This window comes from Halomonas sp. Ps84H-12 (assembly GCF_024124725.1).
GTDB classification, from domain to species: domain Bacteria; phylum Pseudomonadota; class Gammaproteobacteria; order Pseudomonadales; family Halomonadaceae; genus Vreelandella; species Vreelandella aquamarina.
In genome coordinates this window covers 1-14,540 of record NZ_JAMXSJ010000049.1, presented here as the reverse complement: position 1 = coordinate 14,540, position 14,540 = coordinate 1, and the positions used below count along the sequence as shown (strand labels likewise).

The 14,540-nt window shown below is 58.6% G+C and carries 15 protein-coding genes and 1 pseudogene; 3 read left to right on the top strand and 13 right to left on the bottom strand.

Going from position 1 to position 14,540, the window contains the following annotated elements; all coding sequences use genetic code 11:
- Positions 1-186: 186 nt before the first annotated feature.
- Both NH344_RS16790 and NH344_RS16785 read right to left on the bottom strand, forming a co-directional pair.
- A complete protein-coding gene (locus NH344_RS16790; RefSeq protein ID WP_053857281.1) occupies positions 187-441 on the bottom strand; it encodes a hypothetical protein in 255 nt (84 codons plus the stop codon).
- A 60-nt stretch (positions 442-501) separates the two neighbouring features.
- On the bottom strand, positions 502-1,182 hold the full coding sequence (locus NH344_RS16785) for a hypothetical protein (RefSeq protein ID WP_074211822.1): 681 nt from the start codon (positions 1,180-1,182) through the stop codon (positions 502-504).
- A 178-nt stretch (positions 1,183-1,360) separates the two neighbouring features.
- On the opposite strand from NH344_RS16785, the gene NH344_RS16780 reads away from it, so the two are divergent.
- Positions 1,361-2,185: a hypothetical protein gene (locus NH344_RS16780; RefSeq protein WP_228219947.1), complete on the top strand. Its 825-nt coding sequence runs from the start codon at positions 1,361-1,363 to the stop codon at positions 2,183-2,185.
- A gap of 60 nt (positions 2,186-2,245) precedes the next feature.
- Here NH344_RS16780 and NH344_RS16775 read toward each other — a convergent pair whose 3' ends face one another.
- From NH344_RS16775 to NH344_RS16755, 5 genes are all read right to left on the bottom strand, one after another.
- Positions 2,246-2,740: a hypothetical protein gene (locus tag NH344_RS16775; protein ID WP_074211820.1), complete on the bottom strand. Its 495-nt coding sequence runs from the start codon at positions 2,738-2,740 to the stop codon at positions 2,246-2,248.
- Between the two features lie 160 nt (positions 2,741-2,900).
- On the bottom strand, positions 2,901-3,221 hold the full coding sequence (locus NH344_RS16770; RefSeq protein ID WP_074211819.1) for a hypothetical protein: 321 nt from the start codon (positions 3,219-3,221) through the stop codon (positions 2,901-2,903).
- Between the two features lie 62 nt (positions 3,222-3,283).
- The gene (locus NH344_RS16765) at positions 3,284-4,378 is read right to left on the bottom strand and encodes an endonuclease/exonuclease/phosphatase family protein (RefSeq protein WP_253028178.1); all 1,095 of its coding nucleotides are present in this window, start codon (positions 4,376-4,378) and stop codon (positions 3,284-3,286) included.
- Between the two features lie 13 nt (positions 4,379-4,391).
- Positions 4,392-5,426 (bottom strand): DNA-binding protein, encoded by a 1,035-nt coding sequence (locus NH344_RS16760; RefSeq protein WP_230834751.1) that lies wholly within the window; start codon positions 5,424-5,426, stop codon positions 4,392-4,394.
- A 128-nt stretch (positions 5,427-5,554) separates the two neighbouring features.
- Complete coding sequence (locus tag NH344_RS16755; protein ID WP_022524314.1) at positions 5,555-6,463, bottom strand: ArdC-like ssDNA-binding domain-containing protein; 909 nt, start codon at positions 6,461-6,463, stop codon at positions 5,555-5,557.
- Positions 6,464-6,604: 141 nt separating this feature from the next.
- Between NH344_RS16755 and radC the strand changes: the two genes are divergently transcribed.
- Entirely contained in the window at positions 6,605-7,159 is a 555-nt protein-coding gene (gene radC / locus NH344_RS16750) for a DNA repair protein RadC (RefSeq protein WP_022524312.1), read from the top strand.
- A gap of 2,111 nt (positions 7,160-9,270) precedes the next feature.
- Here the strand turns inward: radC and NH344_RS16745 are convergent.
- Together NH344_RS16745 and NH344_RS16740 are read right to left on the bottom strand one after the other, a co-directional pair.
- The gene (locus NH344_RS16745; RefSeq protein ID WP_008295667.1) at positions 9,271-9,660 is read right to left on the bottom strand and encodes a DUF1232 domain-containing protein; all 390 of its coding nucleotides are present in this window, start codon (positions 9,658-9,660) and stop codon (positions 9,271-9,273) included.
- 70 nt (positions 9,661-9,730) lie between these two features.
- A complete protein-coding gene (locus NH344_RS16740; protein ID WP_023659525.1) occupies positions 9,731-10,786 on the bottom strand; it encodes a DNA-binding protein in 1,056 nt (351 codons plus the stop codon).
- Positions 10,787-10,981: 195 nt separating this feature from the next.
- On the opposite strand from NH344_RS16740, the gene NH344_RS16735 reads away from it, so the two are divergent.
- Positions 10,982-11,971 carry a site-specific integrase gene (locus NH344_RS16735; RefSeq protein WP_023659524.1) on the top strand — a complete coding sequence of 330 codons (990 nt, stop codon included), beginning with the start codon at positions 10,982-10,984 and terminating at the stop codon, positions 11,969-11,971.
- A 22-nt stretch (positions 11,972-11,993) separates the two neighbouring features.
- Here NH344_RS16735 and dmeF read toward each other — a convergent pair.
- The 4 genes and pseudogenes from dmeF to NH344_RS16720 all read right to left on the bottom strand — a co-directional run bounded on the left by dmeF (position 11,994) and on the right by NH344_RS16720 (position 14,250).
- Positions 11,994-12,674, bottom strand: a pseudogene (gene dmeF, locus NH344_RS16730) (CDF family Co(II)/Ni(II) efflux transporter DmeF).
- A gap of 251 nt (positions 12,675-12,925) precedes the next feature.
- A complete protein-coding gene (locus NH344_RS16725; RefSeq protein ID WP_008295672.1) occupies positions 12,926-13,363 on the bottom strand; it encodes a TIGR01244 family sulfur transferase in 438 nt (145 codons plus the stop codon).
- Between the two features lie 39 nt (positions 13,364-13,402).
- Positions 13,403-13,525 (bottom strand): hypothetical protein, encoded by a 123-nt coding sequence (locus tag NH344_RS18280; protein ID WP_290444065.1) that lies wholly within the window; start codon positions 13,523-13,525, stop codon positions 13,403-13,405.
- A gap of 26 nt (positions 13,526-13,551) precedes the next feature.
- The gene (locus NH344_RS16720) at positions 13,552-14,250 is read right to left on the bottom strand and encodes an MBL fold metallo-hydrolase (protein WP_008295674.1); all 699 of its coding nucleotides are present in this window, start codon (positions 14,248-14,250) and stop codon (positions 13,552-13,554) included.
- Positions 14,251-14,540 lie beyond the last annotated feature (290 nt).

Sequence of the window (14,540 nt, the reverse complement as noted above, 5' to 3'; positions counted from 1 at the left end):
GCTGTTCAGCTAACGGTTCCCGCTATCAGGGTCCGTAGGGGACTTTCACCCCCAAGTCATCCGGCCAACCACCACGGCGGACCGGATAGCGCCTAATTGGCGCTGCGCGCCATGCCTGGCGCACCATGAAAAAGCCCCAGCCTCAGAAGAGGAGGGGCTTGAGAAAGGATCGAGCGATCCGGTAGGTCACACTTCAGTGCTGCCTACCCACTGGGAGCCGAGAAAGGCCTCAACGCCATTCTCGACCTCCTGGGGCAGCATCTGTGCGATGCCATCCCCCGTCTCGACCAGGGCCTCATGGGTCCATGGGCCAGACGGCAGGACACGCAGCAGCACCTTGCTGCGATCCAGATCCATGATGGTCAACGCCTCGAGCTGATGTCCTGACAGGAGATCAGGCTCACCGGGTCGTTGATCCGTCACAAACGTGATGCTGGACATGCTTTCCTCCAGAGGGCCACTGGCCCTTTCCGTCTATGTGGATCATGGCGATCCGGCAGCTCACCAGCAGTACCACTCCTGGATCTTCCTCGAGAGCTGGTCGGCTTGCTCCCAGCTCCAGAACTTGGCGGCCACCACGGGGACAGCGACCAAGCCTGCCTTCGACAGGGCTCGCGTCAGGTAAGCCGTGCAGACGTACCCCTCGCTGTTGCCGCGGCGCACCTCGGTCATCATGCCGACCGTCGAGGTGTGGGCCGTGCAATCACGCAGCGCCACTTCTGCTTCCAGCCCCTTCTTGAATTGCAGCAGGTCAGAGACCCACTCGTGTTCAGGCAGCATGACGTTGCAGTAGCGCTGCGCCCGGTCTTGCAGTTGCGAGGCAATCTCCAGGATCTCCTCGCCCCCCAGGTCGTTGACCCGAGGCAGGTCGATCAGGCGGTCCTCGAGGAGGGTCACTTGGTCTCCGAGGCGAGCAGGCGTATAGCCGCTCAGCTCTTGAACCATGGTCTCCTGTGAGGCCGGCTGCTCGCTGATCACCACTTCAACCTGCTTGTCCTCCAGCGTCAGCAGCACAAGGCGGGAAGCCACGGGCTCCGTGAGGTAGACGCTGGTAGCGTCGACAAGGCACTTGCGCGAGATAGCATTGTCTATCCCCAGGCCTTTCACGATGGGCTTCGGCACTTCCAGCCATGCCAGGCCAGCGTCGGCGTCATGGTGGCGGACTGCATTGATGGTCTTCATTGGGCTTCTCCTCTCATTCCTGCGGGATTGCAGGTCTCGAGAGGGGATAGGGGGTGAAGTGACCCTTGCGGTCTTCTGGGCATCCAGGCTGATATAATCTCGGCGAACCGCTCCATAATTGAGCGGCAACAAGTGAGGCCTGAACAACCACTAGGGCGATTTTAATGGAGACACAATAATGCTGAAGGGATCATTTGTAGTGCTTGTTACCATGGCATTAACAGGCTGCGCCAGCACGATAGATAGGGAGCCCCCAAAAATATCTCAGTATGTCGAGCAGGGTGGTGAAAAAGTAAAATATGAGGAGGGACTGCGAAACTACCAGCTTGGGCGTGAGGAGCGCGCCATGGGGATTATTGAACCTCTAGCTCGAGATGGTTATCCGCCGGCATTGAGGTTGATTGCCAAACAGGGGGACAATGAAATTGACGGTAATGACACATGCCCTTACCAAGAGCCTCACTGGAGTGTTGAGGCATTAGCCCAGCAGGGCGATCCCGACGCCATCATGGCGTATTGGAATTGTATCAGTGATTTTGGGAGGTCAGATCGCTTCCGGCCCAAGGACGGTCTCTTTTACCTGGGCTACCTGTCCGAAAAAGGCAGCCTGGATGCGACTTACGCCTTGTATGAATACCATGCGTCGTACACACGCTCCAACGCTGCCCCCATCCCTAGCGGGTGGCTCACTTCAAGCTATAGTCACAACCGCGATCCTAACCTGGATAAAGCGGGATACTATGCTGACATGTTCGGTAGACTGCTAGCATCCAGTGATAATATTGATCATGCAGGGCTTCAGGTCGCACGTTTCATTCGCATGCAACTAAGTGTTGCCAACTCGTATGTAGCTTTTGAAGAGGACAGCAAAGCCAAAGATCAATATTCAGCCCTAATCGCGATGGCTGATCAGGTCATTGGGAATGTCCGCATTAGCAGGCAGGACCAGAAAAAACTGAAAGACGCCACTGATTTTGCTAAACAACAAATAGCCTTGCTGTAGTACCTATGTCTGTATAAAGAAAAGCACCACCCAGAGGAGGGTGGTGCTTTTTAATTGGTCCTACTCGAAGTGAGAGTCATCCCACATCGCAATGTTAACCTCGCCATCGGCAAGGCCCATGCAGACTATGCCGCTTATATCGAGCGGGGAGTCTTCATCGTCAGGGTCGGTCAAACGGTCCCAGTCACGGGCGCATTCGTACCTCGCCTGCTCTTCAGCTGCCACCAGCTCCTTGTCGCGGTTCTCCTGTGCATCAACCTCGATGGAGCTGATCCAGACCGTGCCTGTGCCATTACTCTCCTGGCAGAAGGCGGTGTAGGTCCGGGTCGCTGGCGCCTCACTGGAAGCATCTGTGTCGTCAGCCAGCTGCTTGGACAGCGCCGCTGAGGCATCACCCTTGAGCAACCTCTCCAGGTCATCGATCTCTTCGGGCGAGTACCCATCCTTGCTGGCATGGTGGGGAACGTACTCGGCGAGATCCGATTCGCCGCGGCCAACCAGCTGCATGATGTCAGCCCACTGGGCGTCAGTGAGGGTGGCTGTCTTCATCGTCATGGTGCTTTCTCCTCTCATTCCTGCGGGATTGCAGGTCTCGTGAGGAGGTAGGGAAGGGGATGACACAAGGCGGCAGGCCGGTGCCTGAGGGAAGGTGGGGTGGGGGGTGTCCGGCCAGGATCACCTCCCATCCCAGTGAAGCACGCAGTCGAGATGCGCGTTATGCAGAACAGTCGAAGTAGGCCTCATCGAGCATAGCCGGCTCGACACCTCCCTCGAACAAGCCTATGCAGGCGATGGCGCTGGTGTCTGGCGTCGACATGCAGGGCGCGTACTCCACGCCACGCTCCCATGCCCCCGCGCAGGACTCCTTGGCTTTCTGGATAGCCATTTGGTGCTCTACCTCGCGATCGGCCTGAGGCGTGACTTGCACATACTCAATGCGCAAGTCCCACTCCCCGGCCATGTCTTTGCAGATTGCGGTGTAGACCTTCGGACGTGCCGCCCACAGCCTATCCAGGATGTCGTCGTGTGCGCTCATGATCCATCTCCTCTCTCATTCCTGCCGGATGCAGGTCTCGAGGGGAGGTAGGGCGCCCACTGTCAGCCAGCCACGCTCAGCGGGCACAGGAGACCGCTCTCGCGGATGTCGGCGACACGAACAGGCCCAAGGCCATCTATATCCTTCAGCGCCGCCACAGAGCCCCAGGGGCGTCCCTCGGCGACAAGCTCGGCCCGGGCAGGACCGATGTGGGGCAGCCCCTCCAGGGCACCCTCCGGGCTCTCGTTGAGGTCTATGCAGCTCAGGTCGGACGGCGCCACGTCTTCGCTCGGTGTGGCGTCAGTGCCAGGCCAGGCATAGAGCTGAATCTCAGCGCCATCGGTGGCCAGGAAAATCGGCGCGTGGTCGGAGACCCTGGACCGAGCCTCCTCGTGGTTCATGCCCAGCAAGGTGGGAAACGGGATCACACCAGTATCGCTGATGGAGAGTTCGTTCGGGTTGAGCCAGAAGTTGTCGTAGAGGTGCCGGTACACGCCGGTCTCATGCGCCAGCGTGGTCGCCACACGATTCAGCGCGGGAGAGGCGCCAGCAGATCGCAGAGGCCCCCAGGCCTCGTGGTCCGGCTCCAGGTTGAAGTCGCCGGCCAGGACTCGCGGCGTGTCTGGGTAGACTTCCTCCAGCCATCCCCAGTAGTCGGCCAAGGCCTCCACCTCCCGCGCACGTTCGCTGACGCTATCCCCATAGATGACATGCAGGTTGGCCAGCGCCAGCTCCTGCCCCGTCTCGCGATCGCGGAACATGGCTGAGTAGGGCTCACGGGCGAACACGTCATCATGATCCAAGAACACCACGGCCCCCTCAGCGTACTCCACCTCCGACAGGCGCCAGACAAAGCCGTAGTGCTCCCGGTAACGCTCCCCCTCGCCAAGGGAATGACTGGCCATGGCTCCCCAGGCTTCGCCGGTTGTCGACTCGAGGTGGGCGACCAGCTCCTCGAGGGCGCTCTCGTCCATCAGCTCCTGCAAGGCGATGAGGTCCATCGACTGGGCGACATGGGCGACCTTCTCGACTTCCTTGCCGTTGTCCCAGCCGAGCTGGCGCACATTCCAGCTGCCCAGGATCATGTCAGCTGGCGCCAAGGTGGGGGAGAGCGCCAGCACAGCACTGGCAATCGTGATGGGGGCTTTGAACGTCATGGTTCCTCCGTGCTTAGGATTTATCGCCCCGTGTCGGTTGTGACGCATCGGGGCGCTGGTCTAACTGGCCACGCAACGCCTCTTCACGGGCTTGCGAGACCGCGAGTTCTGTCCGCGTATCGGCCAGCTCTTGCCTGATCCCCTTCAGCTCCTCGATCTGCTCCCGGGCGGTCTTCAGCTCGGCGTTTGCCTCGCTGCCCGAGGCCCTGAGTTGGTCGATGGTGCTTCGTAGGGTGGCGCTCTCTTCCTTCAGCTCGTCGTTCCGCTTGGCGGTCGAGGCTTGCTCCGAGCGCAGGCTGGCCTGCTCCTGCTGGAGCGAGGACAGCTCCTGGCTGACCTCTTCCAGGGTCTGCTGGAGGCGTGATTCCCGTTGATGGGCGGCTTCAAGCTCTCTGGTGGTGCTCTTGAGGTCACTCTCGACGGTGGCCAACTGGTTGCCGATCGAGGCCTTGTCCTCGCGCAGCTGATCCACGGCCGACTGCAACTGCTGTACCTGGCCGCGAGCTGTCTCCAGCTGGTCGCTTTGCCGGCTCAGCTGGCCATGGAGATCGTTGACACGCTCCATGGCGTCCTCGGCGCGTTGCTTGGCGGTAGCCGTTTCGGTGGCCAGGGTCTGGTTGTCTTCCGTCAGCCGTGCAACCTGTGCCTTCTCGTGTTCGTGGTCCTCCCGCATGGACGTGATGCGAGCCTCAAGCCGCTCGATTTCCCTGAGGGCTTCATCGCGCTCGTCATGAGCGGCCTTCAGCTGCTCATTCGACTGGGCGCGAATCCTCTCAACATCCTCATCCGCCAGCTGGCTGGCGCTGCGCCACAGCTCGGCACCAACGCGCTCGAGGACCGTGCGAATCTCCTTGGGCATGTCCCGGATGGCGACGGCCGTGACCATCTGGCTCTCCCTCCACTCCCGCATGACCGGCGAGATATGGGATAGGGAGCCGCCGCCCAGGCGCTCCCGGACCTGCTCATTGGTGGGCTTGTCCACGCCTTCCGCTACCAGCTCTTCCGCGGCCGCTACAATGCGCTGTTGGATCTCAGGCTTGATCGTCATGCCTCTCTCTCCCGGTGTATGTATTGTATGTATGTACTGTACATATAATACATACATAGCGCCAGGGAAAACTGCCGCCCAGAAAAAAAGCCTTCCCGGGGGGGAAGGCTGTTGAATGGGTGTTGCTATCACGCAACCGCAGTAGCGGCTGGTGACTCCGGGGCTTCATCAAGCATCCCGCACTCTTGTGCGAGCTGTTCAATGAAGGTGACCGCCTTCTGTGCATCAGACAGAGCACGGTCCAGCTCCTTCGCCTGATCGCCAGTGAGCCGTGAGGCCCAGCCGGTGAGGTAGGACGCGGAGTTTTCCGGGGTGGCAGGCAGGCCGAAACGCATAGCAGCAAGCCAGGCGCCAGCTTCCGCCACCACCTCCTCTCGAGCGCGATCGCTCTTGTCGCGGTTCAAGCGGTTGGCAGCGCCAGTCGCATGAATCAGCTCATGCAGCCCAGTCGCCGCAATTTCGCTGACTTCATGGAACTGCTCAGGGCGAGGCAGGCGGATGCCGTCCGTAGAGGGCCGGTAGTAGGCCTTGTCGCCTCCCCAGGTCAGAGCTACCCCTGAGGCCTCAATCAGCCGCGCAACGAACTGCACGGGCTCTGGTTGGGCCTCAATGACGGGGGGCTTGGCAGCCTCCGTCAGCGGGTCAGCCAGCTGCTGCTCGTTGAAGACGTAGAAGATACGGTTCACCGGGATGACCTTCTCCTCGATTTTGCCGTTCTCGTCCTTCTCGCGCTTCTTGTGGAACTTCCAGAATTCCACCGGAGTGCCCTTTTCCCCCTTGCGAGGGTGTGTGCCGAGATCCTTCGCTTGCTTGAAGGTGACCCAGGCAGGGCTCGTGTAGCCGAATCGATCTGCTGCGACCCAGAGGCTCACGATGTTCGACCAACCCGTATACACGCGGCCTGAAGAGGCGTTGTAGGGCTGGCTCACATCCGTGTCACCGGGCTTCCAGGGTTTCTGCCAGGGGGCGGTGCCTTCCTTCAGGCCCTGGATGAGTGCTTCCCGAATGCCGTCGATCGCACGCTTGCTCTTGCTCATGATCCATCTCCTCTCTCATTCCTGCGGAATGCAGGTCTCGTGGGGAGATAGGGCGGGTGGTGACATGAAGAGCGGCCACGTCAGTGATCTCCCTATCTCTGGGTGAGGCCCGGCAACGGGTATGAGAGAGAGGAGAATGTGATGAAGCGCACGAACCAGATGGATCTGTTCGCAGTATCCGAGCCGGCTGAGGTCTATGCCTTCCCTGGAAAGGGGCTTGCAGTGGACCCTGGCCAGCGCAAGAAGGAAGAGGACGCTGTGATAGCAGAGGCTTTGCGGATCATCGAAAAGCGGTTTTATGGCAAGTACCAGGACTTTAACGCCGTTTTCAATCGGCCGAACATCACCCTGGACTACCTGACGATTCGCTATGCCACAGTACCCTATGAGGTCTTCTCGGTTAGCTGGCTGGATTCCCAGCATCGGCTGATCCAGCATGAGGAGCTGTTCCAGGGCACGCTTAACAGTGCCTCGGTCTATCCGCGTGAGATAGCTCGCAGGGCTCTTGAGGTGAATGCTGGGGCTGTGATCCTCACGCACAACCACCCTTCGGGTTCGATTGAGCCGAGTCATGCAGATCGTCAGATCACTAAGCGCATCCAGGAGGTCCTTGGGTTGCTCGACGTGAAAGTGCTTGATCACATCATCGTGGCAGGCACGGACTGCACGAGCTTCGCTGAACAAGGCTTGATGTAGCGATTGCGGCTCAGCCGCTTTCAAAGCCCCTCTGGCAGTTTTGCTGGAGGGGCTTTTTCATGCCATGTAGCATTTGCAGCATGCCGAGGAGGATAGATCGGAGGTTTCTATGCCAGGAGTGACCAATAAGGTCAGCCGAAGCTGGCGGGAGAACACACCGAAGGGTCAATGGGGTTGTATAGGTAAAGGGATATAGGGATAGTTCGGGGCTAAAACAGGGTTATGGGCGATTGAAAGCGTCATAACATCATGAAAGAAAAAGGAATATAGAAAATCTACGGTGCAGCATCCCCACCGCTTACGGTGCAACATCCCCACCGCTTACGGTGCAACATCCCCACCTATGGGTGAAAGTTATTCAGGAGATACCCACAGAAACCGTTAAATTGTCCACATTTAAGGGTGTGATGGGTTCAAAAGTGCAGCATCCCCACCTACATAAATGGCTGACTACCTGATTGACAGATGCTAGGGAATCTGGGCTCTAGCGTACGGTGCAACATCCCCACCGAAAAAAACAGTGATCGGGCTGGTCAAAAAATAACCTGTGCAACATTCCCACCGAAAGTGACCGCCATCGGTGCAGCATTCCCACCGCCAAAATGGCACTTACCCACAAGGTTGCCCACAGGAAATGTGGATACAGGCCCGGTTGCAACTAACTTTATACCGTTAACATTTGGAGGATGCCCCCCCAAACCCGCGCTGGTAGCTAGAGAACAGAGCGATGGCTGGCCTGGATCTCGGCTGGTTGAGCCTGGACTTGGTGGGTGTAGGACTTCCGAGGGAGACAACAGCCTCCCATGGCGCCGAGTGCTGCTTTATGAATGCTCCATGAAGCCAGGAGAGGGCAGGTCGACCAGCAGCTGGCGCACGAGATAGTCAATGGTGCAGCGTTCCCGCCTGCGACGAGGCCAGCAGGCGCTGCTGAGAGCGACGAACGGTGCAACGTTCCCACCTATCGGAAGGGTCGGGAGCTGGCGCTCGAGGAGGCCAACGGTGCAACGTTTCCACCTATGGCAGGGCCGGGAGCCCGTGCCTTGGGAAGCCAACGGTGCAGTATTCCCACCTGCGACGAGGCCAGCAGGCGCTGCTGATAGCGACGAACGGTACAGCGTTCCCACCTACGGCAGGGCCGGGAGCCGGTGCCCTGGGCGGCCAACGGTGCAGCGTTCCCACCTATGGCAGGGCCGGGAGCCGGTGCCCTGGGCGGCCAACGGTGCAGCGTTCCCACCTATGGCAGGGCCGGGAGCCGGTGCCCTGGGCGGCCAACGGTGCAACGTTTCCACCTACGGCCGGGCCGGGAGCCGGTGCCCTGGGCGGCCAACGGTGCAGCGTTCCCACCTATGGTAGGGCCGGGAGCCGGTGCCCTGGGCGGCCAACGGTGCAACGTTCCCACCTATCGGAAGGGTCGGGAGCTGGCGCTCGAGGAGGCCAACGGTGCAGCGTTCCCACCTACGGCCGGGCCGGGAGCCGGTGCCCTGGGCGGCCAACGGTGCAGCGTTCCCACCTATGGTAGGGCCGGGAGCCGGTGCCCTGGGCGGCCAACGGTGCAACGTTCCCACCTATCGGAAGGGTCGGGAGCTGGCGCTCGAGGAGGCCAACGGTGCAACGTCCCCACCTATCGGAAGGGTCGGGAGCTGGCGCTCGAGGAGGCCAACGGTGCAACGTTCCCACCTATCGGAAGGGTCGGGAGCTGGCGCTCGAGGAGGCCAACGGTGCAACGTTCCCACCTATCGGAAGGGTCGGGAGCTGGCGCTCGAGGAGGCCAACGGTGCAACGTCCCCACCTATCGGAAGGGTCGGGAGCTGGCGCTCGAGGAGGCCAACGGTGCAACGTTCCCACCTATGGCAGGGCCGGGAGCCCGTGCTCTGGGCGGCCAACAGTGCAACGTTTCCACCTATGGCAGGGCCGGGAGCCCGTGCCTTGGGAAGCCAACGGTGCAGTATTCCCACCTGCGACGAGGCCAGCAGGCGCTGCTGAGAGCGACGAACGGTGCAGCGTTCCCACCTGAGGGTCGGCAACGATTCTGACGAAATCCTCCAAAAAGCGCATTAACCATCTGTTTTACAAGCCCTAAATTAACTATTTCATCGCGTGCAGACGATGCGTTACCTGCCGTATTCCCACACCCAGTAGCCAAAAGCCGCGGCACATAAAAGCCATGTGCCAATAACGACTGCGGCCGCAACGTGGCTGATCGGCTTGGTTGCCACTTTAGCTGCTTTCGAGCGACTCGCTTCTATCACATTCGATGGCGTCAGCTTGATGACAAGGACGATGCCCAGCGGGACCAAGATAATGTCGTCAAGATAGCCCAGGATCGGTATGAAGTCCGGAATGAGATCAATTGGACTCATGGCGTACGCTGCGATTGCGAGCGCAAGCAGCCGAACGACTATGGGGGTATTCGAGTCTCGCGCCACAAAATAAACCGTCAGCGCATCATGCTGAATGCGTTTTGCCGCAGCTCGCAGCCTGCCAAAGGTCACGGTAGACATCTAAACTTCTCCTTGCGCGATTGGCATTACTCGCAACTCTCAGGGATGATCAGGCCGAGACAATAGCGGGCTATTTAGCCAGGCTTGTTTGTAGTTGTTTCAACTGACCCTGGAGGACAGCTTTTTCCTGCAGTAATTCGCGATTCTGATCGTTGAGGAACTGGTTTCGGTCGTCAGCCGCTGCCACGCGCTCTCTGAGGTCGGAGATCCGCTGCTGGCAGGCCGCGAGATGTTTTTCAGAATCCGTTAGGGCCGCACCAAGCTTCTCCCGGTGTTCGGCGTCGCTATCTCGCTCCAGCTGGAGGCGGTCGACTGTCGCTTCCAGCGTTTCTGTTCGCGTTGCCCATTGTGTTATGACGGCCTGGCTCGCGTGCAACTTTTCTTTCAAGTTTTCAGCGTGATCCTGACTGGCCTCATAGCGCTGGTTTATTTGGTCGCGATGTTGTCTCAGCGTGTCGCGGTCCTGTTCGCTGGAGCGGAGCTGCTGCGTCAGCTGATCCACCTGACCCTCCAGCCCTGACTGGGTCCTGTGGAACTGGTCCCGTTCATGACGGCGATCCTCGGCAATCTCCTGCTGGTAGTGCTCGAAATGGCTGCGGATATCGCGGTTTTCCTGCTTCATCTCTTGGACGGTTGCAGTGGTCTCACTGAGTTTCTCCTGACTTGCCTCCAGTTTGGACGTGAGTGAGGCCGCCCGGTGCTGTTCCTGTTGCAGAGCGTGGGCCTGGGCATCGCTTTCGTTGCGAAGCGCTTCATTGGCCTTCTCCAGCCCGCAGCGTTGCTCTTCCAGTGACTCGCACCGCTGCCGCACCTCTTCCAGCTCGGTGCGCCATTGCTGTTCCAGCGTCTGGTGCGCTTCGCGCTCCTGCGTAATACGTTCATCGGCAGCGTATTGAGCTCGCTCATGCAGGGCTTTCACGGCGGCCACCAAGTCAGCCGGGAGTCCGTTCAGATCCGCTGCGGCTTCGCTGCCTGTTTTCCAACGTTTCAGCATTGGCCCAAGCGTGCTGCGACTGCCGGTACCGAGCTCCGATCGCACCCGGTCGACAGTGGGCTCGTCACCGCGTTGGCGGACGCGTTGCGCAGCGTTGGCGACATCCTGGTAGGTAATTCCGGCGCGGGCCATGACATGCCTCATTTTTATCATATAACGTGATATGTAATATTACGTTATTTATGAGATAATTAACAAAGTTAATTTAAGACCCATAACGCACGTTAAAGCGTATTAACGTGCGTTAGAGTGTGGTCTGCTCTATTCTGCCCCTGTAACACCGGTACACCACCGGCTCTTGAGAGCACGCCTCGAATTGGAGTGATCATGGATCCAAAACCCACCACCAGGTCCACATTACGTAATACGGAAAAGACCCTGTTAGCCGATTCGGCTAATCGGTACATCCACATGGCCACCACGGACAACACGCGCCGAACCTACCGTGCGGCCATTCGAAGCTTTGAGCGCTGGGGCGGACGTCTACCGACACAGCCGGCGACCTTGGCGGCCTACCTGTCCGACCAGGCAGTCGCGCTTAATCCTCGCACGCTGGATGTCTACCTGACGGCCCTGGGGCGCTGGCACCAGACTCAGGGATTGCGTGATCCCGCTCGGGACCCTGGCGTGCGCAAAACGTTGGAAGGGATTCGTCGCGTCCATGGTCGGCCGAAACGGCAAGCCCGGGCGCTGCGCCTCGAACACATTGCCGTCTTTCTGCAAACACTCCAGCAGCAGCCTGACTCGCTCAAGAAGCATCGCGACTGGGCCCTGCTGCAGGTCGGTTTTTTTGGGGCGTTTCGCCGCAGTGAGTTGGTGACTATTGAAGTGGAGGATTTGTCGTGGGAGCCGGAAGGGCTTGTGGTGACTCTGCCGCGCTCGAAAACGGATCCTCACGGTGAGGGGCTAAAGCGGGCCCTGCCTCGGGGCAACGGGCCGGTCTGCCCGGTCAGTGCCCTCGAAAACTGGCTAAAGCGCGCGGGCATTCACGAAGGACCCGTCTTTCGAGCCGTCAATCGCTGGGATCGGTTGCAACCCCAAGCCCTCTCAGGCGGGTCAGTGAACCGTATCCTGAAGGCGCTCGGGGAAACCTGCGACCTGGACTTCGTGCCGACCCTGAGCAGTCACAGCTTCCGGCGCGGTTTATCCACCGCCGCCGCGCGGGAGAAGGTCGACTTTGCGCAGATCAAGCGTCAGGGCGGCTGGAAGCATGACGGGACGGTGCGGGGCTACATCGAGGAAGGGCAGCAGTTTACGGACAACGCCGCAAGCACCCTGCTGGCCAAAGTTGCTAGCCTGATCGAGGGCTCCGATTAATGTTTAGTATGACAGTGGTTGGCTACCCATCCTGAGAGAGTTCGCAATGCATTGGACAGGTATGGACTATCACAGTCACATGCACAAGTGATGCGTTATCCGTTTGGATACGATCGCGGTAATGACCGGGCGGCTGAGGGTCATGGGTAACGACCGCGACAATCGCAGCATACAAGTTAGGCCCAATCGACCAAACATGAAGATCACTCACGCGCGTATCGCCGCATTCTACCGCTCGTTTAACGCCCTGCTGGATACCGGTTTGCTGTTGATCGAGTAACACGCGCGATGTGGCTTTCAATAATCCCCAAGACCACCGGGTAATGAGAATGGCACCGACGATACCCATTGCCGGGTCCATCCAGTTCCACCCGGCGTATTTACCCGCAAGCAGAGCCACGATGGCCAATACAGAGGTGAGCGCATCGGCCAACACGTGGAAATAGGCCGCACGGCGGTTGTGGTCGTGATGGTCATGAGAGTGGTGTGAATCGTCTTCCTGGTGGGCATGACTGTGGTCATGGTGGTCGCCAAGAATTTATGCCGACACGCCGTTGACGATCAGTCCGATGATCGCTACGAAAATAGCGCCGTTGAACGAAATCGTGACCGGATGGATAAAGCGATCAATGCTCTCAACCACCATGAAGAGAGCGAAGCCGGCCAGGAGTACGGCGCCCGTGAACCCTCCCAGCGCATTCACTTTGCCGGTACCGAAACTGAACCGCGAGCTCGATGCGTTTGAGTTCGGCAACCCCGTTGGGGCGAATCACACCGGCGAGTTGTAGAGCCTGGAAAGCACTGTGGGGCGCGTTATCCAGTGGGTGGCGCGTCCTTTTTATTTGGGCCAGTAGATGTGACGATCATCAACGACAAAGTCATGCTCGTGAGCCCTCGGATGGCACCAAGGCATTTTGACATTTTAAGGCCAGTTTTAACGGGACGATCTCGCGATCACTTCTGACCCATCCGATTTCGATATATCTCAAGATCGTCCCGCAGTGGTTCCAGATCATAGCCGGCTGCGCTGGCTTGGCTGAGCAGGTCCGCGATCGGATAGTGAGCCGCCTTGGCATAGGCCCACAAGTGGATGGCGCGCTTCCCGGTGCGACAATAGCCGAGAACCGGGTCCGTGGATGATTGCAAAGCGCTGGCAAAAGCCTCGATATCCTCAGGGGCGTACTTTCCCGGTTCGACTGGAATTTCGTACCACGTCATGCCCAGGGACTCTGCCTTGTTTTTCAGGGTTTGGGTATCAGGCTGGTCGTCCGTTTCATTTCGAGCTCTGCTGGCAATAATCGTGCGGAAACCCGCGTTTGCCAGTTGTTCAATATCGTCAATACCAGGTTGCGCCGTTACACTAAAGCGCTCATCAAGTTGTTTGATATCCATCGAATATCTCCTTTAATTTCAGGGAACTTCTGAATAAGTTTATGTCAGCTCATAGCGGCTGGGTTTATCCAAAAAGAGACCGGCGAGAATGCCAGCAAGGATCGCTATCGCCAGGGCACGATCGAGGCCGGGCTCAGTACTCAATGCAGAGTGCTGCGCCATTGGGTAACAATCCATGCTTACAAACGTCACGGTTGCTTTCCGCATGCCAGATTTGCAGGCACGGCAACATCCATCAGTTTGGGGTCGGGCAAGTTAAGATTATTCATGATCCGGGCGTACTCGGCTTCCGATTTGCCCGCCAGACGTGGGTTGTAATGCTTCTCCTCGTAGATGGAGGAGCTCAGCATTCCTTTGTAGTCATGCGCTGGATATACCAACGTATCGTCAGGTAAGCGGAACAGTTTGTTAACGATAGAATCGTAGCTCTTGCGTGGGTCGCCGCCCTGAAAATCAGTCCGGCCACTACCGCGAATCAATAACACATCGCCAGTGAATACCGCCTTCTGGTCGCCCTGATTCCAGTAAAAACTGAAGGATTCATCAGTGTGACCCGGAGTGTAAATGGCTTCCAACCGAATGCCGTCGATATCAATTCGATCACCTTCCGATACATGTTCTGATACGCATTCCGCGTTAGTAAATTCACCCATGATGGTGACGCATTGGGTGGCGTCACGCAGATCACCAAGGGCAGTGACGTGGTCAGCATGAGTGTGGGTATCAATCGCCCGGACAAGCTTAAGATCAAGTTGATTAATTAACCCAAGATAGGCCTCCGTCGACTCTTTTACGGGGTCGATGATGAGCGCTTCTCGACCCCGGCCGGACGCAATGAGATAGGTGTAGGTGCTGGATGTTTTGTCGAAGAACTGACGGAACAGCATGAATTTCAACCTTGCGAAAAACGCTAAAAGATATAAGGGTGTAACTAAATGTAATAATAGCAAAGGTAGCTGTCAATCGCAGGGCGAGTGGGCGCCATGCCTAGCAGTCTGTCGGACTTGAGGTTAATGGATGAGCTGAGGCGTGGGTTCTTCACCCCCCCCTGTGTTGGTGTTGGTGTTGGTGTTGGTGCTGTTGTGTGGCTCTTAACCTGCCCCTCAGCTTCTGCAAGGCGGTTCTGACGCCTTGCCTGCTGGCCGGTTGGGCGCGGCGAGCCCTCAGCCCGCCGTCA